We start from the raw sequence: 24,156 nt of genomic DNA, 5'->3' as shown, positions 1-24,156 counted from the left end.
TATGAGGGTTTTGATTTTGGGCGGCACAGCTATTTGGCCAAAGGCTTTCAGGACCAAGGTTTAGGAAAGGTACTCATGGATAAGGCCATAAGTATGGGCAATGACTTGGGCAAATTCTATTTGTGGCTTGGCGTTTGGGAGAAAAACCGGCGCGGCATTCAGTTCTATGAAAAGCACGGTTTTTATGTTATCGGCCGGCATCCATTTTATATGGGTCAGGAAGAACAAACGGATTATATTTTTCGCAAGGATTTAAGATAATTCTTTTTTTGCTTCAATGTAATTATGTAATTTTAGGTATCCCCAGGTTGCCAGACAGAACCAGAAGGTGAAGTTGGCCAGTCTTAATATGAAGTAAGGCTCAATGAACATGCCTAAATTGACGAGCACTCTGGAATAGACCATGCTCATAACGATTCCTGACAGAGGAAAGACATATAGTAAAGGTTTTTGTTTGGGCAGGAGATGGAAATAAATAATATAGAAGGCACACCAGGCTATAGGGGAGTCCAGGGGCAAATAGTTATAGCCGAAGGGTTCGAAATTAGTCCAGCGAAATAGGTTTGCCCAGTGTCCAATTGTGAGCCCTATTACATCATAGGCACTGCCGAAGATAATTCCATAGACAGCGAGACGGCGTATTTCGGCCCTTGGAACAATTATGATAAGCAGGGTGAGAAATATTAAAAGTTTTATGAGATGGAAATAGTAAATAGGCATAGAAACCTCCCGATCTGAAGTTTTGAAGTTTACAATCCAGGACATTACCCTTATTATTGGGGGTGGCTGGGATATTTATTCTTTTTTAATCTTAGTCATAACCGACCTAATGGTGCTTCTGACATTACCAAAAATCTGCTGAACTTATACCGATTACTTAAAAGCCCAATGTCTGAACTTTTATAGGCATTACTGCTAAAAAGCGTCGCAAGACAAAGCTCTCAGTCAAAGGGGAGCACGCAAAGACAGGATAAGAGCACTCGACCAAGCACCCGAAAGCTCACAGGTGTGAACTTCCGGGTGCTTTTTATTTAAAGGCCTTTGAGTATCTGCCTTAAGCGTTATTTAATTCGGCTTCCAGTTTGACCTTTGGTTTAGACGCTGCTTCGCCCTCAATTCTGGCATCTCCCATAAGCAAACTAACCACGATCCCAAAGAAGACAATCCCCATGGCTACCAGAAAAACGTAGTGTAGGGAGTTGGCTAAGGCTAATTTGAGGGGAGGCAGCATGACTTGCTGCAGTGATTGAGGAATGTTGTTGAGAGTGTCAGGACTCAGCAGAATATTAAACAATCCTTGGGGATCCGTATTGGCCTTAGAGAGCATACCGGCCAGAGGCCCTGTTTGCATAGTGGGAAGCTTGCTAACCGCCGGTATGAAATCAGTTTGTAAATAACTTGCTGAGTAATGATTCATAACAACTCCGAGAATGGTCATGCCAAGAGTACTTCCGATACTGCGAAAGAATTGAGTTGCAGCGGTGACAACCCCTCGCTCAGCCGGAGGAAACACGCTTTGTACGGCAATCGTCAGCGTCGGCATGACTAAGCCAATGCCTAAGCCTAAGAAAATAATATTGAAAATCGCTGTGGATTGACTGGTGTAAACATTCATGGTACTCATCAAATAAAAGCCGATCGCCATAGTAGACATTCCCAAGGCGAACTGGGTGCGGAATGGAATTCTTGTGACCAGTTTGCCTCCCAAAATACTGGTCAGCATCATGGCCGCCATCATCGGAATCATGGTATTGCCTGAGGAGGTGGCGCTTACGCCTAAAACACCCTGGAGATATAAGGGTAAGAAGGTAATCGCGCCAAACATGCCAAAGCCCATGAGAAAACCAACCAGATTGACGGAAGTAAAGACTCTGTTCTTAAATAAATGCAAACTTAGGATCGGGTCCTTGGCTTTTTTCTCAATCCAGATAAAGGAACCTAAGCAGACAATCGCTGTCACAAATAGGCTCAGGATTTGCCAGGAATTCCAAGCGTAATCTCTGCCGCCAAGACTTAAACCAAGCAACAGAGGCACGACACCCAGAATGAGGGTGATAACTCCTGCATAATCGATACTTTGGTGGTCTTTGGCTTTTACCTGTTTTTCACCGGAAAGCCCCACAAAGATAGTGGCTGCGGCCAGGATACCCACGGGTATATTGATATAAAATACCCAGCGCCAGGAAGAGTGGTCGACAATCCAGCCTCCGATGGTAGGACCGACGATGGAGGAAAGGCCAAAGAGCGCGGCCATGAGTCCCTGCCATTTACCTCTTTGAGCCGGCGGGAAGATATCTCCGACAATGGTCATTGCCATGGGCATCATGACCCCACCGCCAATGCCTTGCAGGGCACGAGATAAGATTAAGGCTGTCATGGAATGGGCCTGTCCCGATAAGGCTGATCCCAACATAAATATAACAATGCCCAGGACATACATAATGCGGCGGCCAAAAATATCGGCCAGCTTACCGGCGATGGGCACTACTGTTGTGGAGCTTAACATATAAGCTGTTGTTACCCAGACGAAAATATCTAAGCCTTGTAAATCGGAAACCACTCTGGGCATTGCGGTTCCAACGATTGTCTGGTCTAAACTCGCAAAGAACATCCCTAAGAGCAAGCCAACGATTAAGATTTTGCGTCTTTGATTTGTCTCCATTACTTTCTCCTGCTTTCTTTAAAATAATCTAAGGCTTTGGAAAACAGCCGAGTGAATTCCCGGCTGTCCTGCTCTCCCAGAAAGGTTACCAACCCTTCAACAAATTGGAGCTGTTCAGCATAAAGCCGTTTGATAACTTTTTGACATTTCTCCGTTGCCCGGACTAAGACGATGCGGCGATCATTGGGGTCTGCAGAGCGTTCAATGAATCCACCCTTTTCCAGAGAATTGATGGTGTGAGTAACGCCGCCGGGAGTAATATCCAGCTTTTCACTGATCTCAGAGACTCTCATTCCCACTGAAGGATCATCACAATCCTTGAGGAGCATGTTTAGCAATATGAATTCGCTAGGTTTTATGCCCAGCTTAGTAAAAGGTTGTTGCCCACTCGGCCGTTTAAATTGTGAGAAGATCTGCAGTAAGTCTTGGGCGAGTTCTTGTGATTTCTTAGCCATTATTTTACCACCTCAATAGTTTACTTAGTAAATTATACGACTTGTCAGCTAAAAATACACTAGTAAACTTCTGGAAAAGCGTTGATCTTTTAAATCAGTTGCATAGATAGGCAAATTGATGGATTCTGCAAGATGAATATAAAACGCTTCCATAGTTAGGTACAATGGGAATCAATGGCGATTCCCTAAATAGTTATAGTGGGGAGTGTAGTATGGAAGATAGGAAATCAAGCTTGGAAATAATATCTCCTAATCTCCCGAAGGAGTTAGATATGCTTTCAATTTTCGATAAGTGTATTCTATCAGAAGATTCATTTACTAGGGGGATTATTAGCAATGGTCTGTGCAAGGATCAAAATGCTGACCATGGGTCTTTTAATAAAGTGCTTTTTAAGAACGTAAAGTTTGACAATGTGTCCTTTAAATACCTTGATTTAGTCGATGTTAGGTTTGAAAACTGCGATTTATCAAATGTGAAATGTACTTTTTGATGAATGTGATGGAAGTTATGCTTTGTTCCGTTTTTTGGATTGTAAACAGGTTGATTTTAATAATAGTTCACTTAGCAGCGCTGACTTCTACAAAGCTAAATTTTCAAAAGTCGCGTTTCACAATTCTAATCTACAACAAACTGGAATGTCAGGAGCAAGCCTAAAGGGAATTGATTTAAGCAGTTGTAAAATAGATGGCTTAGGGGTTACCGTCGATGATCTGGATGGATGTATTGTTTCCCCTGAACAAGTAATATCATTTTCAAAACTATTAGGACTTGTAATTAAGAGCTAATTTTCAGAAGAAAACCTTGGTTGCTACAGGCAAATATACTGGGGAGGGCTTCGACGAACCACGCTTAAAGAGGCGCCAATCAGAATTTAAGACTGACTGGCGCCCCTTTGCATAGTTTTTGAAATATTTGGTGATTGGTTGACATATAGTGGCTCGGATGTAAAGACAAAAGAAATCAAAAAGATAATGTACCAGATATTTCCTATTAGTAATATTCCTTTTGCTAGAGCAAACTATTGAACTTTGTCCTAAGTATTACCTACCGCCTAATGGTGTAGGTCTACGCACTCATTTGTAGTAAAGCGGGGTAATACATATATGCTGGAGTTTCATAATTCAATGTTGAGTGTAATTTTACGAAGTTATATTTGTGGATAAATCCCCAATTTGTTTCCTAGCATCCTTGATATGTTCATAGTCCTTAAGGTAGACTTCATCATATTTAAGTGTTCTAAACCAGCGCTCTATAGGAATGTTGTCAGCCCATCTACCCTTACCGTCCATGCTTATTTTACTCTTGTTGTTTATAACAAAGTCAATATATTCATGGCTTGTAAATTGGCTGCCCTGATCGGAACTAACATTTTTCGTCATAGTTTCATTTTCAACATAGTCGGAATTTAATATCTCTGGTGTTGCAACGACATAAGCCATCTTTAAGGCCTGGATAACCATTCGTGTGGATAGCGTGTCATCCAGCTCCCAGCCAACGATGCACTTGCTGTGCCAATCAATGATAGCAGTCAAGTATATGAATCCGCGTCTTAGCTTGATATAGGTAATATCGATTGACCAGGCCTGATTTGCTCGGCTGATGGCAGCATTACGTAGTAGATAAGGGTATATTCTATGCCCCTTTGCGGGCTTGGATAGGTTGGGTTTCGGATAAATTGCCTCAATGCCCATCTCTTGCATATACTTCCTTGTTTTGAGTCTACCAATCTTAATGCCTTGTTTTTGCAATGTTTTGGATAGTTGCCTTGAGCCTCAAGATGGGCTTTCGGTATGGATTGCATCAATTTTATGCTTGACCATTACTTCAAAGTCAGAAGGCTCTTTTGGTGCGTAATACACGCTTGTTCGGTTGACGTGCTGTACCGTGATATTGATGTGATTTATCATTTCCCTTTCTGGAAGTATAGTTATAAATGGCCAAACAGATATATTGCGGACCCAAACTCAGGGGTACAATTGATTACAAGAGGGAGCTATACTAATTCAATTAATAAATCTTTAAATATTATAAGTCTAAAGTAAAAATCTCCGGACCCCCAAAGGTCAGAGACCGATCAAATTCCGAAAAATCTGATTCGTTCAGTTCCACGAGTAATTAAAAGGTGAATCCCGCAGTTTGTTCGCCACGTAGGACAGGCGTTGGTCGCGGAAAAATGATAATAAAGATAGTGCGTGGTTACAAGTCACGTAGGAGTTACGTCATTGTATTTCAATGCATTCCCACCAACGCACGTAGAGACGGTGGTTCTGACAACGAAATGTGGTTCTGAGGGCAAATGATAGAGGCAAAGCAATATGTGTAGTGGCTTTAGGGTAAAGAAACGGGACAAAAAAATTCATTTTTTGCCCCGTTTTATTCGTTTCTTATAGATGATACTCTTGCCAAATATGTGTTATTCCGCTTTTATAGCGGGATCAACCTCAATCTTAATTCTGCGTGAAAGTATAAAATTGAGGAATGCGACAACGGCTGCGCCTATAAATACTGCTTGATATCCAAAAGCCGACCACAAAAGCCCACCGAAAACGGGAATTATCATTGAAGCGACGTGCTGCAGGCTTACGCCTGTCGATAGGGTTGGGGTCACATCAGCAAGATCGACGGCAATCTTCCGTAAATAAGTTGACCGTGCCATTTCGACCGCAGCCATGGAATTGTCAATGACATAACAACCGGCGATAATCACTGCAGCGATGCTGACGGGGAAAATGTTGGCTGAGAACGCATATCCAAGACAGATGGCGAACAACAACGCGGCCTCCAAAGTCAGAACGAACCGCTCGCCTCGGACGTCTATCAGTCTGCCAATCATCTTACGTGTGCCGATACTTACCAAGGCAACGATCATACCCAGGATGGCAAACATCTGCGGCTGCACGCCGAACACTTTAATCAGCACCCATGGCGCAAAGGTCAGAAAAATCTGCGCCCTCGCACCGCTAACGCCGGCCAGGACATAATAGAGCATATAGCGTCTGCGAAAAACAAATTTGGCTTTCCTGGCTTTCGGTTCACCTTTCTTCATCAGTCCCACAGCCAAAGCGGCGAACACATAGAAAACAGCCCCTATGACAAAGGCGAGCTGATAGGTCATATGCAGGAAGTGAAAGCTCAGGAAGACAAAAACATAGGCAATAATACTGCCGAACAGGCCGAAAGCGCTAACCGTTCCAAGCCTGGCGCCGAAAGACTTCTGCTTGGACAGGGACATGCCGATGGATGGCGTAACGGGCATGACCATGTGTGTGCCGAGGCTGTACATCATCATCCAGATAATCATAACCGCGAAGGTCGGTGACAGTAGGCCGAGCCCAAGCATCCCCAATCCTGCCGCTGCCATACCGAGCATAGCAATTCGAACATCACCGCAAAAACTTAAAACCGCCAGAATGAGCATGATAAAGAAACCCGGCATTTCCCGCGGTACTTCAAGGAAACCTCTGACATTCTCGGAGAGCCTGAATATGTCGTTTAAATAGTTGTTGAATATCGATGTATTAATGCCTGCACCGATCCCGGCGAACAACCCTGCCAGCAAAAATAGGTTAAAGTCCCGTTCACCGATATGTTTTCTTTCCATTAAGCCGAACCCTTTCAGAACCGTCAGATGTATTTTTTAGTGTTCTACGAATAAACCGCAAGTGCATTATAGCACGAGAAAAAGGCGCTTTCAATGAGCTGCTATCGTGAAAAGGATTGTGGACATGCATAATGGCAATATTAGAATATCTCGTATCATCCTATATCATTATGGAAAACTAATGATGGAGGGATGTCAGTTATTTACTGCATCGTTAAGCAACCCACATAGTATCTCCAATGCTTTGGGCAAATCTTCGTCTGTAAGGTTGGTCCAACAAATTCGCAAATGATTGGTCTCGGGTTCACCGGGATAGAAGATGGAACCGGGCAGAAAGTGGACACCGCGGCGGTGGGCTTCCGGAATTAAGAAATCGGTATGGGTCCCGATGGGCAGCGAGAGCCATAAATGGAGTCCGGCAGATTGCTGAGGGCGAATAATGCGAGGGTCCAGCAGGCGATCCAGGGTTTGCAGAACCTTTTTGCGGCGAGTGTCCAGTACGGTATTCATTTTGCGAATGGATGGAATAAGCTGTGGATTACGAAAAAACGATATCAGGGATTTTTGCAGCCAAAGGGGAGAACCCAGGTCGGCAATGGATTTGGCGGCAAGTAAGCGGTTGTAGAGGCTGCCATCTGCAGCCAGTAAACCAAGCCGCATGCCGGGAAAGAGAAATTTACTAAAACCTTTAAGATAGATCACCCGACCATCGGTATCTAACATTTTTATTGGTGGAGGCAAAATAGAGGATTTCCGGCGATTCATTTCCAGTTCACGATGCGGTTCGTCTTCCAAGATAAGGACATTGTGTTGCCGGGCAAAATTCAGCAAATCTTGTCGTCGTGACAGAGACATAACTGCTCCCGTGGGATTTTGTCCGGTGGGAACAGTGTAAATAGCTTTAAAGCGAGTATAAGGCGCCAAATCTTCCAGGATATCAACTCTGATTCCGTTGGAATCAACTGGAATGGGATGTAAGTTGACGTGAGCTAAGCGAAAGGCATCAATGGCACCCGAAAAACAAGGAGTTTCAACCCCGATCGTGTCACCGGGTCCCAGAAAGGTGCGGGCAAATAGGTCAATACCTTGCTGTGTACCATTGGTAACCAGCAATTGGTGCGGTTGGAAATTGATGGACAATAATTTTAAATAGTCTATTAACGCCAGGATAAAGTCCGGATCTCCTTGGAAATTAGAGTATTGACCTAAAGTATTAGGAGAATTGTCCAGAGTTTGGCGGATAGAGGTTTGAATCAAATGCATGGGTATTAGAGAGTGATGGACGCAAGCCGATGCTAAGTCTAAAATATTGGGAGATAAGCGTACCGTATTCTGACTCCAGAAGCTGGCTCGGGGGAGATAGTCAGGGACAGATAATTGCCAATCAAACGTGGTGGAAGGGTGACTGTTATCCGGGGTATTATTTTTCGTACAGCGCACAAAGGTTCCTTTACCTCGAATGCTTTCTGTTAGGTTACTATGATCAAGCATTTTGTACACTTCGTGTGCAGTTACTAAACTAATATCGAGTTCTTTGGCCAGTTCTCGCACAGAAGGCAGCTTGAAATCCGGTTCAATCAGATTGGAACGGATTCGCTGGGCTATTTCCAAATATATTTGTTGCCGAATAGAAACATTACTTTGGCGATTAATAGAAATTTTCATAGACCATCGACCCTCCAACTGTTATAGCTGATCCTTGACTGTTATAGTTAATTTATGGTTTTATAGGACCAGTATACAGGAATGTTATATAACAGGAAAGAGGGAGAGCTTATGTATTTCGTGTATGGTTTGATGTGTTTAATTTTTGGCACCACGTTTTTGGCAATAAAAATTGGTATTGAAGCCGGTGCGCCACCCTTTCTTTTTGCGGGGATGAGGTTCTTCGTTGCCGGAGTGATCGTATTGGTTGCCGTGAAATTAACGCAGGGTGAAATCAGCGTCAAAGCAGGCAAACGCACAGATGTTTTTCTGGTTGGTATCTTTATGACAGGTACTATGTTCGGTTGTTTATATTGGGGTGAACGGTATATCTCTTCAAGCATCGCGGCACTGTTAGCCGCGACGACACCGATTATGATTGGTATCGTAGAATGGTTGCAGGGTTCCCGGGAAAGTATGGGGATTAAAGCCTGTGGTTTATTGATCTCGTTTGTGGGGGTTGCGTTTGCCGTTCTGCCTGCACTGGGGGTAGAGGTGACGAAAGAAGCTTTGCTAGCAGTATTCGTCATACTTGCTGCAGAAGTTGGCTGTGTTTTCGGCACCATGACAGCCAAAAGAGTCTTGTCGACCGGTTTGAATCCTTTCGTACTCAATGGCTGGCAGATGCTAATTGGAGGAACCGCACTGATTCTGTTCTCTTTAGTCACAGAACCGGCAAAAGAAGTTATAAATTACCACGTATTTTGGTCATGGGCTTATCTGGTCGTTTTTGGCTCACTTGCCGGGCATGGCTCTTATTATTGGCTGGTCCATCGTGCGGGTCCATTATTGCCATCAACATGGACCTATATTTCACCTGTTATTGCTCAATTTGTCGGTTTCTATGTCCTGGCAGAATATTTATCAGGCTACTCATTTATCGGATTGAGCTTGGTACTTGGGGGAGTATTTTTAGTGAGCAAGGCGGCAATTGTAGAAGCGTGGTTAAAAAAGCAATTCCCAAGAGCATCTTATAATGGAAACACATCTGACGATTTTTAAATATAAGAAAGAAATGATTCCAAAAGGGGTTGTCTGCTTCCTATGTCAAATAGTACTCAAGGGTTAAAGCGACTGGCGAAACACCTTAAATTTGAACTATTGCCCCTTTACTATGCTTATAAAGATCCGAGAGTACCGTGGTACGCAAAACTGCTAATCGTTATCGATGTAGGATATGTGTTAAGCCCCGTTGATCTAATTCCGGATTTTATTTCGGTTCTGGGTTATTTGGATGACCTAGTGCTTGTTCCATTAGGCATAGCCATGGTGATAAAGATGATTCCCAGTCAAGTAATGGAAGAAGCAAGACAGAAGGCAACTAAATCAAAGAATTGGTTTGCGGCGGCTTTAATAATTGTGATATGCATTATATTTATTATATTGGTGTTATTAAAGGTGATTCGTTGAATTACAGAATGAGTCTTAAAAAATTACTCAAGATCCATATCGATGAGCGTGAGTCCGATTGGAAGAAAACAAAAGCCCTCCATAATTACCAAGTTTATAGCTTATAAGACAACCCTTCATATTTCATATTATGATATAATTGTGATGGAATAATGAGGAGGATTGTACTATGAGTGTTTTAGTAGCAATTATGGCAAATCCGGCCCAGGAGCAAAAACCATATTTCCTTATGGGTTCTGATTCTAAAAAAGTAAATGCGGTACCTATTTTTAAAGACAATGAAATAATAGATTATAAAATTGTTTCGACAGATGAAGACGCAGAATATATTTTTGAAATTAATGATAAGCTTATCGGTATCGCAGGTTACTATGATTTCGAATTAACCGAATGCTTTATTAAATTTCTCAAGGAAAATAACAAGGAAATTGATGAATTAGCTGAATTAGCCTTTATCTATTTAAAAGATAAAATACACAATGATAAATTTATGCCAAATTCGAGATGCGTTGTCATAATAGGATGTTGCAATAATTCTAAGCCTAAATTGGCGTATATAGTGGCGGATAAAATCAACTCAAAGTCAGAAGGAAAACAGGTTGTTGAGCCTAAAGAAGGAGAATGCTATCCGTTTTTTTCTGGTAATTCTATTATTTCGAAAGACCTTCAAGAGAAATTTATAGAAGGAGTTAAGAGTTGTATGCATTATAATCTACCGTCTGTTAAGAAAACTGCAATAGAATATTTAAAAGCGGCGGCTGCTCGATATCCAGAAACATGTAATCAAAATATTAAGATCAAATATCTAAGATAGTTTGTCACAACCGGAGGTATTGCGAGACATGAGCACCAATACCCACATTAAAGACCCAGCATGCACAGTTACGTTTAACATCTTTGCCTTATAGAGCAAACATTTAAGCAATCTCATGGAGGAACTTCGAAAGGGGGTTCCTTTGTCCTATTCAAAGAATAAACTTGACACGAATTGCGCAACAACGTAAAATGAAAAGCAAGTAATCACTTGCATATCGGGTCGGATAGGGATGGTATTAAAATGGATGAAACCAGTCAAAAAATTATTGATGCAACAATGTCTTTAATAAGAGATAAGGGTTATGTCGCAACCACGACAAAAGATATAGCAATACTGGCTGGTGTTAATGAGTGTACTCTATTTCGCAAATTCAAGAATAAAAAAGATATCGTAATGAATGGTATGGAACAAGAAAAATGGCGTGGAAATCTTACCCCTGAGATATTCCGAAACGTACGCTGGGAACTACAGCCCGATTTAGAAATGTTTATGGAAGAATACATGAACAGAATAACCCCTGATTTTGTGAAACTTTCGATTGGTTTACGCGCACCACAAATTTATGATGAAACTGCACCATTGATTATGAAAATTCCACGTGCTTTTGTATCTTCCTTGATTGAATATTTTCAAAGTATGGAACAAAAGGGAAAACTGCCCCATTTAGATTTCGAAGGCCTAGCTATGATAATCTTTTCTAATACATTTGGTTTTACCTTCCTTAATGCTTCCTTTGATAACAAGCTTACAAGCATAAATAAAGAAAATTATATTAAAACAACGGTTGCTACATTTATTCAAGGAATACCTCATTACTGACTGTACGGTGCTGTCCAACAAATAGCACCGTATAAAAAACCCTTATATGCAAGCAAGTACACGCATACATAGAGGAGGTATATTATGAAAATTTCAGGTGCAGATTTATTCGTGAAAGCTTTAATGGAGGAAAAGGTTGATATACTTTTTGCTTACCCCGGAGGACAAGCGATTGAATTATTTAATGCACTCTATGGTGTAGAAAGCATAAAGGTTATTTTGTCGCGGCACGAACAGGGATTGGTTCATGCTGCCGATGGTTATGCACGTTCAACAGGCAGGGTGGGCGTTTGTCTGGTAACCAGCGGCCCCGGTGCAACAAACCTTGTAACGGGCATTGCCACAGCTAATTATGACAGTGTGCCACTCGTTTGTTTTACCGGACAAGTGCCAACCTATTTAATTGGCAATGATGCCTTTCAAGAAGTTGACATTGTCGGAATCGTAAGAAGTATCAGCAAATACGCAATTACTGTCCGTAATCGTGAAGATTTGGGTACGATTATTAAAAAGGCCTTTTATGTTGCCAAATCCGGGAAACCCGGTGTTGTGGTTGTCGATTTACCAAAAGATATTCAGCAAAAGCTCGGCAGTGACCTTTATCCGGAACAAGTTGAAATAAGGGGCTATAAACCAAACACCGCAGTCCATAGCGAACAAATTAGGAAAGCATTAGACTGTCTGAATGCTTCCAGAAAGCCGATCTTCCTTTTGGGTGGTGGTGTCAATATCTCGCGCGCGAATAAAGAAATGACCTTGCTGGCGGAGAAAACGGGGATACCTGTTATTACTACTATAATGGGAAAGGGCTCCATCCCAACGAATCATCCCTTGTATGTCGGTAACTTGGGTATTCATGGAAGTTATGCGGCTAATAATGCAATTAACGAATGTGATGTGCTGTTTTCTATTGGTGTACGTTTTAATGACCGAATTACCGGAAAGATAAGCGAGTTCGCAAAACATGCCACTATTATTCACATCGATATTGACCCGGCTTCTATTTCCAGGAATATCGTTGTTGATATTCCTATTGTTGCCGATGCCCGAAATGCCATTGGTGCGCTTCTGGATAAATCAATATCTTTGGATATTGAGGATTGGAAAGAACAGATTAGCTCCTGGAAGCAGCTTCATCCGCATGATAGATCTCAAAACAGTGTATCGGGTGTAACGCCACAAGCGATTATCCATGAGATCAATGCCTTATTCGATAACGTAATCATTACGACCGATGTCGGACAAAATCAGTTATGGACGACCCAGTTTCTTGAAATCACAGAGACAAAACAAATGTTGACTTCCGGCGGTTTAGGTACGATGGGGTATGGTTTTCCGGCGGCGATGGGAGCGAAATTAGGAAATCCGAAAACGGATGTCATCTCTATATGCGGTGATGGCGGTATGCAGATGAATATTCAAGAAATGGCAACAGCTATTGTGCATGAATTACCAATTATCATCTGCATACTCAACAATGGTTATTTGGGAAATGTTCGTCAATGGCAGGAGATGTTCTTCAGCAAACGGTATTCCTCCACTTGTATGAAACGGCGTGAAAGTTGTCCTGTAATCTGCAACACCCCCTCAGAGGATTGTCCTGCGTACACCCCGGACTTTATTCGATTGGCAGAGAGTTATGGTGCCAAGGGTATTCGGGTTCAAAGAGTGGAAGATATTAAACCGGCATTATTGGAAGCAAAGGCGGCTATAAAAAATCCCACGGTCATTGAATTTATCATTGAACGTGAAGAAAATGTTTGGCCGATTGTTCCTCCGGGAAATTCTTTGGCAGACATGATTGTGGGAGGTGAAAATCGCAATGCAGAACAAAAGGTGGATTAGTCTTTTTGTTGAAAATGAGGTGGGTGTTCTTGCACGTATTTCCGGCCTGTTCTCCGGAAAATCCTACAATTTAAATAGTCTGACAGCCGGCACGACAGAAGACGCCACAATTTCACGTATGACCATCAGTTTAACCAGTGATGATCAGACCTTTGAGCAAATAAAAAAACAGCTCAATCGCAGTATCGAAGTGATAAAAGTAATTGATTTTAGCGAAACGGACATTCATATGAAAGAGTTAATGTTTGTAAAGATTTGTAACTGTACTGGCGAGGATATGATGGAAATTAATTGTATTATTGATGCTCTTAATTTGGAGCTAATTGATTCGAACACACATACCGCTTTGCTTGAGTGTGTTCAGACTGAAAATAAGAATAACGATTTAATCGACCTTCTTGTAAAAAACTTTGGAGGGCGCGTCGAAATTATTCGGGGCGGGAGTGTTGCAATCGAGGTAATAAAATAAATGGTAAGTGACGTAAGCGGCGCGGTCTACTCCCTCAATGGTCTTTCAGCAACATCCAAAATTCTCCCCCTTGTTCCACTGAGAACGTAACACCGCACACCGTTTCGATAGTTTTTTTCTTTCCTTTTTCTCGCTGTGAAAAGCTTTTCCGACTGCGTGCGGCATGAAAAAGGAAAGAAAAGTTTATCCGCCAAAATAATAAAGCAAGCAAGACCCAAATAAATTTAAGTAGTAATTTTGTTGACACATAGTCTAATTGGACTATAATGAATAGGTAGTCTAATTAAACTATGCATCTTAAGGTATAACTCATTAGATACTGATTTAGAGTAATTGCTTGGAAAGGAACACATGATGATTAAATCTTTTTTGATGATAGGGCAATCCAATATGGCTGGCAGAGGTTTTTTGAATGATGTGCCCGATATTATAAACGAACGTATACAAATGTTACGCAATGGCAGATGGCAAATGATGATTGAACCTGTGAACTTTGATCGTCCTGTTTCGGGGGCAGGTTTGGCGGCTTCATTTGCAGATGCATGGTGTTTAAAGTATCCAGAAGATACGATTGGACTAATACCATGTGCCGAAGGTGGAAGTTCGCTAGATGACTGGTCTGTTGATAGCGAGCTCTTTCAACATGCTGTCAGCGAAACCAAATTCGCTATGAAGAATAGCACCTTGACAGGCATTTTGTGGCACCAAGGAGAAAGTGATAGTTCAGATGGCAAATACAAAGTGTATTATGAAAAGTTATCGATAATTGTACAAGCGCTTAGAGATATCCTTAATGCTCCAGAAATACCCTTCATCATTGGCGGCTTAGGAGACTTTTTAGGTAAAACAGGATTTGGGCAGTACTGTGTCGAGTACGAGCGTATAAATGATTGCCTTCAAAAATTTGCTTTAGAGCAAGCACATTGTTATTTTGTGTCAGCGCAGGGTTTGGCAGCCAATCCAGATGGTATTCATCTGAATTCATTATCTCAAAGATATTTTGGTCTGCGCTACTTTGAAGCTATCGATAAAAAAACTCATGTTTTAACACCACTAAGCCATGAGGTTGAGCTTTTGAATAGACTTATTACTAGAATGCATACACCAACTGAATTGATGTTTGTGAAACAGATGGACTTTGCCCTGGGAAAACTCTCTTATGAAAAACTTATCAACGAATAGGTGAGGCATAGATTATGATTCCTTTACTGATTTTAGGATTATTAATTCAAAATCCAGGATCCTATGGATACGAGCTTCTGGCACAGATGGACGAAAGACACTACAGATATATTGTAAATTTCACGAAGGGTTCATTTTATTATAATCTTCAGCAGTTAGAAGAAAAAAATTTAATTAAGCAGGTTATTCAATCGGAACAAAGTCGGGAAAGTCATCATTATGTCATCACGGAACTTGGGAGAGCCGAGTTTCAAAAGTTGATGTACCAGTACGGTACAAAAACGGAGTATGTTAACCTGTCCTTTTATGCGGCGCTTTTATTTGCTAAGGAATACAAAAACGATAATATGGTCAAGCTTATTAAAATTCAAATTGAGCAGACTGAAGCAAAAATTCAATTATTAAAGGATGCCGTGGAAGGCGAAAACCAACTCCCAATAAATTTTAGAAAGATGTTAGAGAACTCGGTTTCACACCATTTGGTAAATTTAGAATGGTTTACTTCGCTCTTAAAGGATGTAGATTGTTATAGCCAATGAAATCAGGCTGCAGAATAATAACTATTCCCCGCCTTGGTGAGTAACGTATTATTATCAGAGGGAGCTGGCTGGAGAAAGCGTTCTTGTCTATCATCGAAAAAACAGTATAATTTGCCAGAACTGCATGTAACACCCATAAATATCAATAATAGTATGATGCATTGGGGGAGTCCTTGGACCGGACCCAACTGAGATCATCAGGATCACGGCTCAGACTCGTCTCGCGAATCCGGCGCTTAAAATTAGTTTTGGTTGTGCTCGGCCCTATACTCACAAGGTTTGGTTGAAGAGAGGGCTCATAGAGGCGGGAATTAATACGTTGGCTTTTCCTCTTGATGAAACCATTGATTTCGCTTTGGAGTGCGGGTTGAAACCTATCATGAGTGAGATGTGCTGTGGCGGAGTATTGAGAAAAAGCTTAACACTCATTGGAGGAATTAAAATGCCAATTGAACTATTTGATCCCATCGCAGTAGCTTATGATGACTGGTATGAAACAGAAATGGGTGGAATAATCGATCAGGTAGAGCGGGACCTGGTTGTTCAGCTCTTTCAACCATCCGGTTGCAAGCTGTTGGAAATCGGCTGTAGAACCGGACAATACACCACGAAGCTTGCGGAACTGGGGTATCATATCACAGCTGTCGATATCTCTGAAAAAATGATGGCCCGGGCACAAGAAAAAATTATGAACCTGGGATATCAGGTCAAGTGGTACAATGCGGATATTACTCAAATAATGGACCAACTTGGACAATATCATGGTATTCTTTCGATGAGTGCTTTCGAGTTTATTCCTAATCCGGAGGAACTTTTAGCCGGATTATTCGAGCATTTAGAACCTAAAGGTTGTCTGGTAATCGGAGTGATTGCGGGAGAATCTCCCTGGAGTGAGTTCTATCGCAGGAAAGCTATTACCAAACCTGAATCCGTTTTTGCCTGCGCACGGTTTTATACGGAATCAGAAATTCGTCAATGGAAGGTAGGCGGACGGCTGGAAATCGGAAAAGCACTTTATTTTCCGCCGGAGGTGTCTTCGGCGGAACAAGCGCTCATAATGGAAAAGCAGAAAAATACCAACCCTGGTTTTCTGGTCGCTAAGTGGGTAAACGAATGATCTTAAGCCCTCCCAAGATGACTCCGGGGATATCCTGGCGAAAAGCCTTGAGGTCTGAGCGCAGAAACAGCCAGGATGAAACCCATGACTTAGCATTTCACTGGCTATCAACGTTCAGGAGATTCAGAGCGAAGAAATATCGTCTTCAAGCGGTACAATGCTTAAACAGTTAAGTAGAAAAAACCGAGGTAATCAGGCCTCGGTTTTTTGTCGCCTTTAGAGAAAAATTGTTTTCAGGAAAATTATAATTATGTATTGACATACAAGTAGCAAATAAAGATAATTAAAACATACACAATGTATAAATAAACTCAATGAGTAAATAAACTCAAATCTACATAGACACTATGAGAATCTTACCGCCAAAGAAAATCTTAAAGTCGTACGCTGCTGCTTGGCCTGCCGGATTTCCTCATTTACGCCGCTTGCCACATTGTTCCTTAATAAGTTAATATAAGATGGATGCCACAAGAAAGATTATAAGGCGGAGTGGCACTAACAATAGCCAAAGGTAAGTAGTTATTGGATAACAGGTTTGAATTCTTAGATTAAAGGGATGATTTAAATGAAATCCAAAATTATTGGGGCACTTCTTTTGTTATTATTAAGCATTACAATTACTGCGTGTTCCAATTCTTCAGATAGCAAAATTGAAAGTTCAAAGACCCAAGCGTTATCTGAGAACAATATGAATTTAGCAGTGGAAGCATATAAGACAGTATTGCAAAACAAAGCTGAATTTCACAGCACAGATAATAAGAAAAAAGTATATTTGAATGATTTTTTAACGAATGAAGAGCTTTATGGAACTCAATTCAAAGTAACGCGCTTTACAGTGCTCGATATGGATGGAGATAAAATACCAGAAGTTGTTCTTGAGCTTAAGAAGGATGACTTTTATGAAGTTTTACATTATATGAATAACGAAGTTTATGGCTACATTAGATCGTACAGACAATTAGAAAATATTAAATTTGATGGGACATTTGGTTGGTCAAATAGTGCGTTTAATGACGGAATTGGGAAATTGAAATTTAAACCAGAGGGCTGTGAAATAGATAATTTAGGTTATTGTGATGCAGATAAATACTTCATTGAAGACAAGCCGGTTACAGAGGAAACATATGACTCTTTCTTTAAAGAAGAAGACAGGAAGACAGATGCAGTTTGGTATGAATTTACTCAAAATAATATTGAAACAGAACTCTCTGCTTCATCAACTCAAAACAAATCAATGACTCAAACGACTATTCCAATTGCTTCAGTCAATGAGACGATTGAAGAAAATTCAAATGTTGGTGACAACATAGATTCCAGTAAAAGTCAATTCGAAAAAGGATACTATGATTACAAAGGCACTATAAATAACAACCTCTACATCCAAATGAGTATCTACCCTTTAGGTCAAGAGATAGTTGGAAGTTATATTTATGAGAAAGAGAAAAAGGAAATTAATCTCAAAGGGAAAGCTGGGGAAAATGCAATAGTTCTTTATGAATACGATTTGCAAGGTAAAAATACAGGCATCTTCCGGGGCACTATGAACTCAGTTGATAATATTCAAGGAACCTGGGCTAGCCCAGATGGCAAAAAGACTTACCCCTTTGCGTTAGACCTTGTCAGCAATCTCCCTGGAGTTGAATACGGGAAACGGTATGGGGTATCCGAAGGAGACAACGCTGCAGAGAATTTTGTAATGCAAATCCAAAGTTATGTAATCAATAACAATAAAGAGGCACTAGCTGAACAAATTGCGTATCCGATAAGTACAAAGGTCGATGGGAAAGTTACGAAAATAAAAACAAAGGATGATTTTGTTTCGCATTATGACCAAATCATTAATTTGAATTTCAAACAAGCGATTAGTGATACTTTTGCTAAATATTTGTTTGCTAATTATCAAGGAATAATGTTTGGAAACGGTATGCACAATCTTTGGATTAGTGAAGTAATGACCACTGGAGGCACCTCAAAACTGATGATTACTGCTATAAATAACTAATTAATCAACGATTTGGTGCAGAGGGCTATAGGATATCAAAAAATTGTATAAGAGTACGTTAGAAAGAGCAGGCAAATAAGAAATTATACCTGCTCTTTCTAATCTATGGGGTAGCCTTAACTACTTGATTCGGTGGTGAATGAATATAACCCAAATTTATTTCTAAAATTCATTGACTTATTTTGAACTTTTCACCGTCGTTAATACTCATACTACTAGAAGACTGGAGTGAGGTGACCAAGTGAATCTAGAAGAACTGGTGAAACGGGCAAAAGCAGGCAACCAAGAGGCTTTGGTCCAACTGGTGTTGGCAAAAAAAGAGGAACTCTACAAGTTGGCTTATGTTTATCTGGGGAACAATGAGGACGTGCTGGATGCAATGGAAGATATGATTGTGCTTGTATTCGAGAACATTAGGCGTCTTAAAGACGACTCATCCTTTTACAGCTGGAGCAAGACCATTTTAGTCAACTGCTGTCACAGCACTTTACGCAAACAGAAAAAGGTTATTGCTATGGAAAAGGTTCCGGAAGGCAGTTATCTGGATGTCTTTGCCGAAAAGGAGGAACAAATCGCGCTGAGGAAGCATTGGGCGAAATTAAGCGAAAAGCAGCGGGAGGTACTTAAACTGCGCTTTTACTTAGATTTAGATTACGAATCTATTGCTCAGATCCTGAATATCCCTTTGGGAACGGTGAAATCACGGATTCATTCAGGACTCAAGGTCTTGCAGCGAAGTATTGGGGGTGAGTGGGTTGAACAAATTTGAGGATATTTTTGAAGAAGGAAGAGCAGAAATTGAAGGTTTGTCTGTACCCGACGATTTAGAAACAAGGCTGCGAAGTGCTCTGGCTAACCGAAGGGTTCCCCGGCGCCCGCTGCAGCAATGGAAATTGAGAACTGCTGTGGCTTTAATAGCTTTTTCCCTGATTGCCTATAATTATGACGCCTTGGCTTATTACGGAAAACAATTTTTGGGATATGACCAGATTATGAACGGGACTTTGAAGCAACTGAATGAATTAGGGAAGGGTCAACTCATCAGTAAGAGTTATACCTTTAAGAATGGTTTTATCCTGACTTTGGATGGTGTAATGCTGGACAGCAATCAACTTCTGCTCTTTAGCACCCTGAAAGATCCGGCAGGAAAAATAGATCAGGGGGATATGATGCCGAGGATGATCATCAAAGGTTTGGCTGGAGAGTACATGGAAAGTAACAGTACCGGACAAATCAGTGCAAATAAGACCGAAATCAAATCCGTAACAAGTTTTGCACCCCCAAAGTTCTTCGAAAAGAACCTGACATTAACGGTATCTATGATGGATAAGGGGACGATGGATACGGGAAATATCTCGTTTACTCTCAATCGAAATACTGCCATGGGATATACCCTGAAAAAGAATATTAATCAAACTTTTAATATAGATGAAACTAAGCTTCATATTGATTCCATACTCGCTTCACCCACGAAAACTGTTATTAACGGGTCAGTGATGAATATTTTAGAGCTTGCGGAAGCGAAGCTAAGCGAGGAAGAGCGCTTTGTGCATATCTCTCAGGATTCTTTTGATTTACGACTCTATGCTAACGACAAAGAGCTCGTCAAACAAGGGGCAGGAATGAGCACAAGCTTGCAAGGGATAACCTTTAACGAAGATTATGATGCCCTGCCTCCTGATCTTCAGAAGTTGGAGATTAAGCTTGTCAGCCTGAGTGCAGATCACCAGGTGAATCAAAGCTTTACCCTTGAGCCTGGTTCGAATAATCCCTCTCTCAGCCTTCTTGGGCAAACCATTGAAATTAAGAAAGTCTATTCCTCCGACGGTGATACCTGTATAACCCTGAGCAGCGAGGATGGAGTGGTGCTGACAAAAGTCTACCTGCTTATTGATGGGACGCGGGTGAGCCTGAATAACACTCAGGATGATCATTATGACAAAATTGCCGAGGGAAAATCCGGCAAAATTATTCATACGCGAACCCTGCATTTTCCGGGAACAGGGCAAAACTTTATGCTGGATATCCAGCGTATGACTTATGTCAAGACGTATAATGAGACCATCAATATTCCCGTAAGTTAGATAAAGTGTTCTATGGAAACAATTGGAGAACAATAAAAATTATCTTAGAGAACTCTCCCTAATAAAAGGGAAGAACTGCAAGACTTTTGCTTGATTTTGAACTTATGTCTATTAATTGGTTATATAATCTAGTAAAGGTCCCTTAATAGTATAATGGAGGGAGAATATGGGGACTGGATTAATTGTTGCTTTATTCGTATCTGGAATTGTCCTTTTAATTCTAGAAATTTTTGTTCCCGGAGGAATCCTTGGCTTATTTGGCATTATTGCCCTGATCGCGGGGATCATGCAAACGGTTGATACTTTAGCCCAAGGCGTATTATGCGTAACTTTATTACTAATCGCTCTAGCAGGATTTTTTGCATTATGTTTTCGTATGATCCAAACCTGTCGTATGTGGGAAAGAATTACTTTGAAAACCTGCCAAACCCAAAAAGAAGGGTATGTATTGCCGAAAAAAAGCTTGGCTATCTTCTTGGGCAAACAAGGGATTACACTCAGTCAGTTACGTCCGTCAGGAACAGCTGATTTCTGTGGCGAACGACTTGATGTTGTGACAGAAGGAACGTTTGTAACCAGTGGGTCAAGGATTAAGGTGATCGCTGTAGAAGGTACACGTGTCATAGTCCGTCAAGTTAAGCCAGAACATCATGATGAATCGGACAGCTATCTGGAGAGCATCTCTGGATAGAGGAGCATTTTAATGGAGTACTCCAAGATATCGAGTGGAGCTATGGTTTAGGGGAGTTTAACCTACTGCAGATCAGGCTCATTACTGCATCACAAAAGCCATATTAGGCTAATAGGCGGTGGATACATGCTTGAGGTAAAACCTGAAATTCAAGCGAACCTTTACGAGAAAGCTGATCCTGCTTATACCGCTCGCCACATTGTTCCTTACATGGTTTTAGTGATCCCTTTTCGAAAAACTTTAATGAGCAATCGCAAATTAGCAATCTATTTCTTACGGACTGAGCAGTTCAAATTGGTCACTGGGACCAATTTGAACTGCTCCCAGTATGTCCACCGGTGGAGCCAGGGGCTGGTTTTTTATTACCCCTTTTCCGTGATAGAATAGTATCGTGAAGAGGGAGGGGCTGTTTCATGCATAAGATCCTGATTGTCGAAGACGATACCGTCATTGCTAAAGCAATTAAAAACTATATCGGGACTTGGGGATGGGAAGGGGAATGTGTGACGGACTTCGAGCAGGTGATGTCTCTGTTTGTCTCCTTCAATCCCCATCTTGTGCTCCTGGACATCTCGCTGCCTTTTTACAATGGCTACCACTGGTGCAGTGAGATCCGCAAGGTGTCCAAGGTACCCATCATCTTTATCTCCTCCGCTTCCGATAATATGAACATCGTCATGGCCATCAATATGGGCGGTGATGATTTTATTGCCAAGCCTTTCGACCTGAGTGTTCTGACGGCCAAGGTGCAGGCCATGCTGCGCCGGACCTATGATTTTGCCGGACAGACGGATTTGTTGGAGCACCGAGGAGCCATCCTTAATACCAGCGATGCTTCCTTAACCTATAACGATATCAAGGTTGAGCTGAGCAAGAACGATTATAAGATTCTGAAAATGCTGCTGGAGAATAAAGGGAAGGCTGTGGGCCGTGAAGCAATCATGGCCCGCCTGTGGGAAACGGACAGTTATATCGACGAAAACACCCTGACGGTAAACATGACCCGGCTGCGCAAAAAATTGGAGGCAGCAGGGCTGGCTGGATTTATTGTGACCAAAAAAGGGATAGGGTATATGGTGACGTGATATGAACGAGATCAGTCTATGGTCGGCGGGGAAGCAGTACCTCCGGGGGCACAGCCGGGGAATCCTTTTGTACTGCATCTTTGCCGGTATCTTTGCCTTGGTGTTTTATCTCTATCATATGCCGGCGGAAGCGGTGCTCTATGCTGCTTTGCTCTGTGCCGTCCTGGCTCTCCTGGCCCTGACAGCGGATTTCTATAGCTATTATCAACGCTGCAGAGTGCTTTGGAATTTGCAGCAACAAATCATCTTCAGCTTGGAAGGGCTCCCTGAGGCTAAAGGATTATTGGAAGAGGAGTATCAGGAGCTGATCGCCGCCCTCTACCGGGATAAGATCAGGCTGGTTTCTCAGGCCGATAATGAGCGAAGCGATTTGGTGGATTATTATACCCTGTGGGCCCATCAGATTAAAACCCCTATCGCCGCCATGGGCCTCCTTCTCCAGTCCCTCCCCTCAGGGGATGACGGGAGTACTGCTCAGAGTATGGAGCAGAACAGGGAGCTGGCCATAGAGCTTTTTAAAATTGAACAGTATGTGGAAATGGTGCTCCAATACCTGCGGCTGGAGAGCCCTTCTTCCGATTTTATACTGAAACGTTATGCTCTGGACGATATCGTCCGGCAGGCGGTGCGCAAATATGCCAAGATGTTTATCCGCAGGAAGATCAGCCTGGATTTCTCCCTCTTGAATTGTGACGTGCTGACCGATGAAAAATGGCTGGTGTTTGTCATTGAGCAGATCTTGTCCAATGCTTTGAAGTACACCCAAGAGGGAAAGATCTCCATTTATATGGAAAGGGACAGTGATAAAACCCTGGTAATCGCCGATACAGGGATAGGTATTGCCGGGGAAGACCTGCCTCGTGTCTTTGAAAAAGGCTTTACCGGTTATAACGGCCGGAGGGATAAGAAGTCCACAGGGATCGGTCTCTATCTGTGCAAGCGAATCCTGACCAAGCTGTCCCATACCATTGTGATCGAAGGGGGGCCCGGCAAGGGTACGAAAGTGAAAATCGGCCTGGATACGGTGGATACATTGATGGAATAAAATGATGATCTACCTTACAAAAGGGTAAGCTTAAACTGGAAAATGTAAGCCAAAGTTATGGCAGGGCATTTTCCAGTTTTGCTATACTGAACCTACTCAGTAAAGGAGGTTCTTCTTGATGACCATTTTAGAGGTGAATAATCTAAAAAAAGTTTATACTACCCGCTTTGGCGGCAGTCATGTTCAGGCCTTAGCCAATGTGTCCTTCTCCGTAGAGCAGGGTGAATATGCAGCGATTATGGGTGAATCGGGGTCAGGGAAAACGACCTTGCTCAATATTCTGGCCTCTCTGGACAAACCCACCAGCGGTGAGGTTTTGCTCAAGGGTAAAGCCCTCAGCACCATTAAGGAAAAGGAGATTTCCGCTTTCCGCCGGGAAAATCTCGGCTTTGTGTTTCAGGATTTTAATCTGCTGGATACCTTCTCCTTGCAGGATAACATTTTCCTGCCCCTGGTGCTCTCCGGCAAGTCCTATGAGGAGATGAGCCGTTGCTTGGAGCCCATTGCCCGCAAACTGGGGATCGGCGATATCCTGGCCAAATATCCTTATGAAGTGTCGGGAGGGCAAAAGCAGCGCTGTGCCGTAGCCCGCGCCCTGATTCCCAAACCCCAGCTGATTCTGGCGGAT

25 protein-coding genes and 1 pseudogene are annotated in these 24,156 nt (G+C 42.0%); 20 read left to right on the top strand and 6 right to left on the bottom strand.

Annotation, left to right across the window (positions count from 1 at the left end; genetic code table 11):
• Positions 1-33 precede the first annotated feature (33 nt).
• Complete coding sequence (locus tag DOT_RS08660) at positions 34-261, top strand: GNAT family N-acetyltransferase (protein WP_009617154.1); 228 nt, start codon at positions 34-36, stop codon at positions 259-261.
• On the opposite strand, the gene DOT_RS08655 is transcribed toward DOT_RS08660, so the two are convergent.
• The 3 genes from DOT_RS08655 to DOT_RS08645 all read right to left on the bottom strand — a co-directional run bounded on the left by DOT_RS08655 (position 253) and on the right by DOT_RS08645 (position 3,117).
• Positions 253-720, bottom strand: coding sequence for a hypothetical protein (locus DOT_RS08655; protein WP_009617153.1), 468 nt, complete (start codon positions 718-720; stop codon positions 253-255). The two genes, DOT_RS08660 and DOT_RS08655, sit on opposite strands and share 9 nt — an antisense overlap.
• Before the next feature lie 334 nt (positions 721-1,054).
• Complete coding sequence (locus tag DOT_RS08650) at positions 1,055-2,662, bottom strand: MDR family MFS transporter (RefSeq protein ID WP_009617151.1); 1,608 nt, start codon at positions 2,660-2,662, stop codon at positions 1,055-1,057.
• On the bottom strand, positions 2,662-3,117 hold the full coding sequence (locus DOT_RS08645) for a MarR family transcriptional regulator (protein WP_009617149.1): 456 nt from the start codon (positions 3,115-3,117) through the stop codon (positions 2,662-2,664). The genes DOT_RS08650 and DOT_RS08645 overlap by 1 nt, the downstream gene beginning before the upstream one ends.
• Before the next feature lie 212 nt (positions 3,118-3,329).
• Here DOT_RS08645 and DOT_RS31785 point away from each other — a divergent pair, with 212 nt between their 5' ends.
• Together DOT_RS31785 and DOT_RS31780 are read left to right on the top strand one after the other, a co-directional pair.
• Positions 3,330-3,608, top strand: a complete 279-nt coding sequence (locus DOT_RS31785; RefSeq protein ID WP_009617146.1) for a pentapeptide repeat-containing protein — start codon at positions 3,330-3,332, stop codon at positions 3,606-3,608.
• 34 nt (positions 3,609-3,642) lie between these two features.
• Positions 3,643-3,903 (top strand): pentapeptide repeat-containing protein, encoded by a 261-nt coding sequence (locus tag DOT_RS31780; RefSeq protein ID WP_242833803.1) that lies wholly within the window; start codon positions 3,643-3,645, stop codon positions 3,901-3,903.
• Positions 3,904-4,257: 354 nt separating this feature from the next.
• On the opposite strand, the pseudogene DOT_RS08635 reads toward DOT_RS31780, so the two are convergent.
• The 3 genes and pseudogenes from DOT_RS08635 to DOT_RS08625 form a co-directional block, all read right to left on the bottom strand.
• Positions 4,258-4,878: pseudogene (locus tag DOT_RS08635) on the bottom strand (IS3 family transposase); the annotation flags it as partial.
• A 653-nt stretch (positions 4,879-5,531) separates the two neighbouring features.
• Positions 5,532-6,719, bottom strand: coding sequence for an MFS transporter (locus tag DOT_RS08630; protein WP_009617142.1), 1,188 nt, complete (start codon positions 6,717-6,719; stop codon positions 5,532-5,534).
• A gap of 195 nt (positions 6,720-6,914) precedes the next feature.
• Entirely contained in the window at positions 6,915-8,384 is a 1,470-nt protein-coding gene (locus DOT_RS08625; protein ID WP_009617141.1) for a PLP-dependent aminotransferase family protein, read from the bottom strand.
• Between the two features lie 111 nt (positions 8,385-8,495).
• Between DOT_RS08625 and DOT_RS08620 the strand changes: the two genes are divergently transcribed.
• The 17 genes from DOT_RS08620 to DOT_RS08540 form a co-directional block, all read left to right on the top strand.
• Positions 8,496-9,425, top strand: coding sequence for an EamA family transporter (locus DOT_RS08620; protein ID WP_050809851.1), 930 nt, complete (start codon positions 8,496-8,498; stop codon positions 9,423-9,425).
• Positions 9,426-9,467: 42 nt separating this feature from the next.
• Positions 9,468-9,833 carry a YkvA family protein gene (locus DOT_RS08615; RefSeq protein ID WP_009617138.1) on the top strand — a complete coding sequence of 122 codons (366 nt, stop codon included), beginning with the start codon at positions 9,468-9,470 and terminating at the stop codon, positions 9,831-9,833.
• Positions 9,834-10,002: 169 nt separating this feature from the next.
• Positions 10,003-10,647: a hypothetical protein gene (locus DOT_RS08610; protein ID WP_009617137.1), complete on the top strand. Its 645-nt coding sequence runs from the start codon at positions 10,003-10,005 to the stop codon at positions 10,645-10,647.
• A gap of 243 nt (positions 10,648-10,890) precedes the next feature.
• Positions 10,891-11,469 (top strand): TetR/AcrR family transcriptional regulator, encoded by a 579-nt coding sequence (locus DOT_RS08605; RefSeq protein ID WP_009617136.1) that lies wholly within the window; start codon positions 10,891-10,893, stop codon positions 11,467-11,469.
• Positions 11,470-11,553: 84 nt separating this feature from the next.
• A complete protein-coding gene (gene ilvB, locus DOT_RS08600; RefSeq protein ID WP_009617135.1) occupies positions 11,554-13,314 on the top strand; it encodes a biosynthetic-type acetolactate synthase large subunit in 1,761 nt (586 codons plus the stop codon).
• A complete protein-coding gene (gene ilvN / locus DOT_RS08595) occupies positions 13,292-13,783 on the top strand; it encodes an acetolactate synthase small subunit (RefSeq protein ID WP_009617133.1) in 492 nt (163 codons plus the stop codon). Before ilvB ends, ilvN begins: the two co-directional genes overlap by 23 nt.
• A 354-nt stretch (positions 13,784-14,137) precedes the next feature.
• Entirely contained in the window at positions 14,138-14,965 is an 828-nt protein-coding gene (locus DOT_RS08590; RefSeq protein WP_040411691.1) for a sialate O-acetylesterase, read from the top strand.
• 14 nt (positions 14,966-14,979) lie between these two features.
• Positions 14,980-15,504: a helix-turn-helix transcriptional regulator gene (locus DOT_RS08585; RefSeq protein ID WP_009617127.1), complete on the top strand. Its 525-nt coding sequence runs from the start codon at positions 14,980-14,982 to the stop codon at positions 15,502-15,504.
• A 442-nt stretch (positions 15,505-15,946) separates the two neighbouring features.
• Positions 15,947-16,621, top strand: coding sequence for a class I SAM-dependent methyltransferase (locus tag DOT_RS08580; RefSeq protein WP_040411698.1), 675 nt, complete (start codon positions 15,947-15,949; stop codon positions 16,619-16,621).
• 565 nt (positions 16,622-17,186) lie between these two features.
• Entirely contained in the window at positions 17,187-18,623 is a 1,437-nt protein-coding gene (locus tag DOT_RS08575; protein ID WP_009617120.1) for a hypothetical protein, read from the top strand.
• Positions 18,624-18,864: 241 nt separating this feature from the next.
• Complete coding sequence (locus DOT_RS08570) at positions 18,865-19,392, top strand: RNA polymerase sigma factor (protein ID WP_009617118.1); 528 nt, start codon at positions 18,865-18,867, stop codon at positions 19,390-19,392.
• Positions 19,379-20,707: a DUF4179 domain-containing protein gene (locus DOT_RS08565; RefSeq protein ID WP_009617116.1), complete on the top strand. Its 1,329-nt coding sequence runs from the start codon at positions 19,379-19,381 to the stop codon at positions 20,705-20,707. Before DOT_RS08570 ends, DOT_RS08565 begins: the two co-directional genes overlap by 14 nt.
• A gap of 166 nt (positions 20,708-20,873) precedes the next feature.
• Positions 20,874-21,398, top strand: coding sequence for an NfeD family protein (locus DOT_RS08560; RefSeq protein ID WP_009617113.1), 525 nt, complete (start codon positions 20,874-20,876; stop codon positions 21,396-21,398).
• Between the two features lie 126 nt (positions 21,399-21,524).
• A complete protein-coding gene (locus tag DOT_RS08555; RefSeq protein ID WP_009617112.1) occupies positions 21,525-21,785 on the top strand; it encodes a hypothetical protein in 261 nt (86 codons plus the stop codon).
• 26 nt (positions 21,786-21,811) lie between these two features.
• Positions 21,812-22,483, top strand: a complete 672-nt coding sequence (locus DOT_RS08550; protein ID WP_009617110.1) for a response regulator transcription factor — start codon at positions 21,812-21,814, stop codon at positions 22,481-22,483.
• Between the two features lies 1 nt (position 22,484).
• A complete protein-coding gene (locus DOT_RS08545) occupies positions 22,485-23,528 on the top strand; it encodes a sensor histidine kinase (protein WP_050809850.1) in 1,044 nt (347 codons plus the stop codon).
• A 118-nt stretch (positions 23,529-23,646) separates the two neighbouring features.
• A partial coding sequence (locus DOT_RS08540) for an ABC transporter ATP-binding protein (protein ID WP_009617105.1) occupies positions 23,647-24,156 on the top strand: 510 nt, incomplete at its 3' end.

It is taken from the genome of Desulfosporosinus sp. OT, from assembly GCF_000224515.1.
In the GTDB taxonomy this organism is placed as follows: Bacteria; Bacillota; Desulfitobacteriia; order Desulfitobacteriales; family Desulfitobacteriaceae; genus Desulfosporosinus.
This window is presented reverse-complemented; position numbering and strand designations above follow the sequence as displayed.

Coding starts and splice junctions, on each gene's coding strand:
- DOT_RS08655 (WP_009617153.1), bottom strand. CDS start 720: ATGCCTATTTACTATTTCCATCTCATAAAACTTTTAATATTTCTCACC.
- DOT_RS08650 (WP_009617151.1), bottom strand. CDS start 2,662: ATGGAGACAAATCAAAGACGCAAAATCTTAATCGTTGGCTTGCTCTTA.
- DOT_RS08645 (WP_009617149.1), bottom strand. CDS start 3,117: ATGGCTAAGAAATCACAAGAACTCGCCCAAGACTTACTGCAGATCTTC.
- DOT_RS31785 (WP_009617146.1), top strand. CDS start 3,330: ATGGAAGATAGGAAATCAAGCTTGGAAATAATATCTCCTAATCTCCCG.
- DOT_RS08630 (WP_009617142.1), bottom strand. CDS start 6,719: ATGGAAAGAAAACATATCGGTGAACGGGACTTTAACCTATTTTTGCTG.
- DOT_RS08625 (WP_009617141.1), bottom strand. CDS start 8,384: ATGAAAATTTCTATTAATCGCCAAAGTAATGTTTCTATTCGGCAACAA.
- DOT_RS08620 (WP_050809851.1), top strand. CDS start 8,496: ATGTATTTCGTGTATGGTTTGATGTGTTTAATTTTTGGCACCACGTTT.
- DOT_RS08615 (WP_009617138.1), top strand. CDS start 9,468: ATGTCAAATAGTACTCAAGGGTTAAAGCGACTGGCGAAACACCTTAAA.
- DOT_RS08610 (WP_009617137.1), top strand. CDS start 10,003: ATGAGTGTTTTAGTAGCAATTATGGCAAATCCGGCCCAGGAGCAAAAA.
- DOT_RS08605 (WP_009617136.1), top strand. CDS start 10,891: ATGGATGAAACCAGTCAAAAAATTATTGATGCAACAATGTCTTTAATA.
- ilvB (WP_009617135.1), top strand. CDS start 11,554: ATGAAAATTTCAGGTGCAGATTTATTCGTGAAAGCTTTAATGGAGGAA.
- ilvN (WP_009617133.1), top strand. CDS start 13,292: ATGCAGAACAAAAGGTGGATTAGTCTTTTTGTTGAAAATGAGGTGGGT.
- DOT_RS08590 (WP_040411691.1), top strand. CDS start 14,138: ATGATTAAATCTTTTTTGATGATAGGGCAATCCAATATGGCTGGCAGA.
- DOT_RS08585 (WP_009617127.1), top strand. CDS start 14,980: ATGATTCCTTTACTGATTTTAGGATTATTAATTCAAAATCCAGGATCC.
- DOT_RS08580 (WP_040411698.1), top strand. CDS start 15,947: ATGCCAATTGAACTATTTGATCCCATCGCAGTAGCTTATGATGACTGG.
- DOT_RS08575 (WP_009617120.1), top strand. CDS start 17,187: ATGAAATCCAAAATTATTGGGGCACTTCTTTTGTTATTATTAAGCATT.
- DOT_RS08560 (WP_009617113.1), top strand. CDS start 20,874: ATGGGGACTGGATTAATTGTTGCTTTATTCGTATCTGGAATTGTCCTT.
- DOT_RS08555 (WP_009617112.1), top strand. CDS start 21,525: ATGCTTGAGGTAAAACCTGAAATTCAAGCGAACCTTTACGAGAAAGCT.
- DOT_RS08550 (WP_009617110.1), top strand. CDS start 21,812: ATGCATAAGATCCTGATTGTCGAAGACGATACCGTCATTGCTAAAGCA.
- DOT_RS08545 (WP_050809850.1), top strand. CDS start 22,485: ATGAACGAGATCAGTCTATGGTCGGCGGGGAAGCAGTACCTCCGGGGG.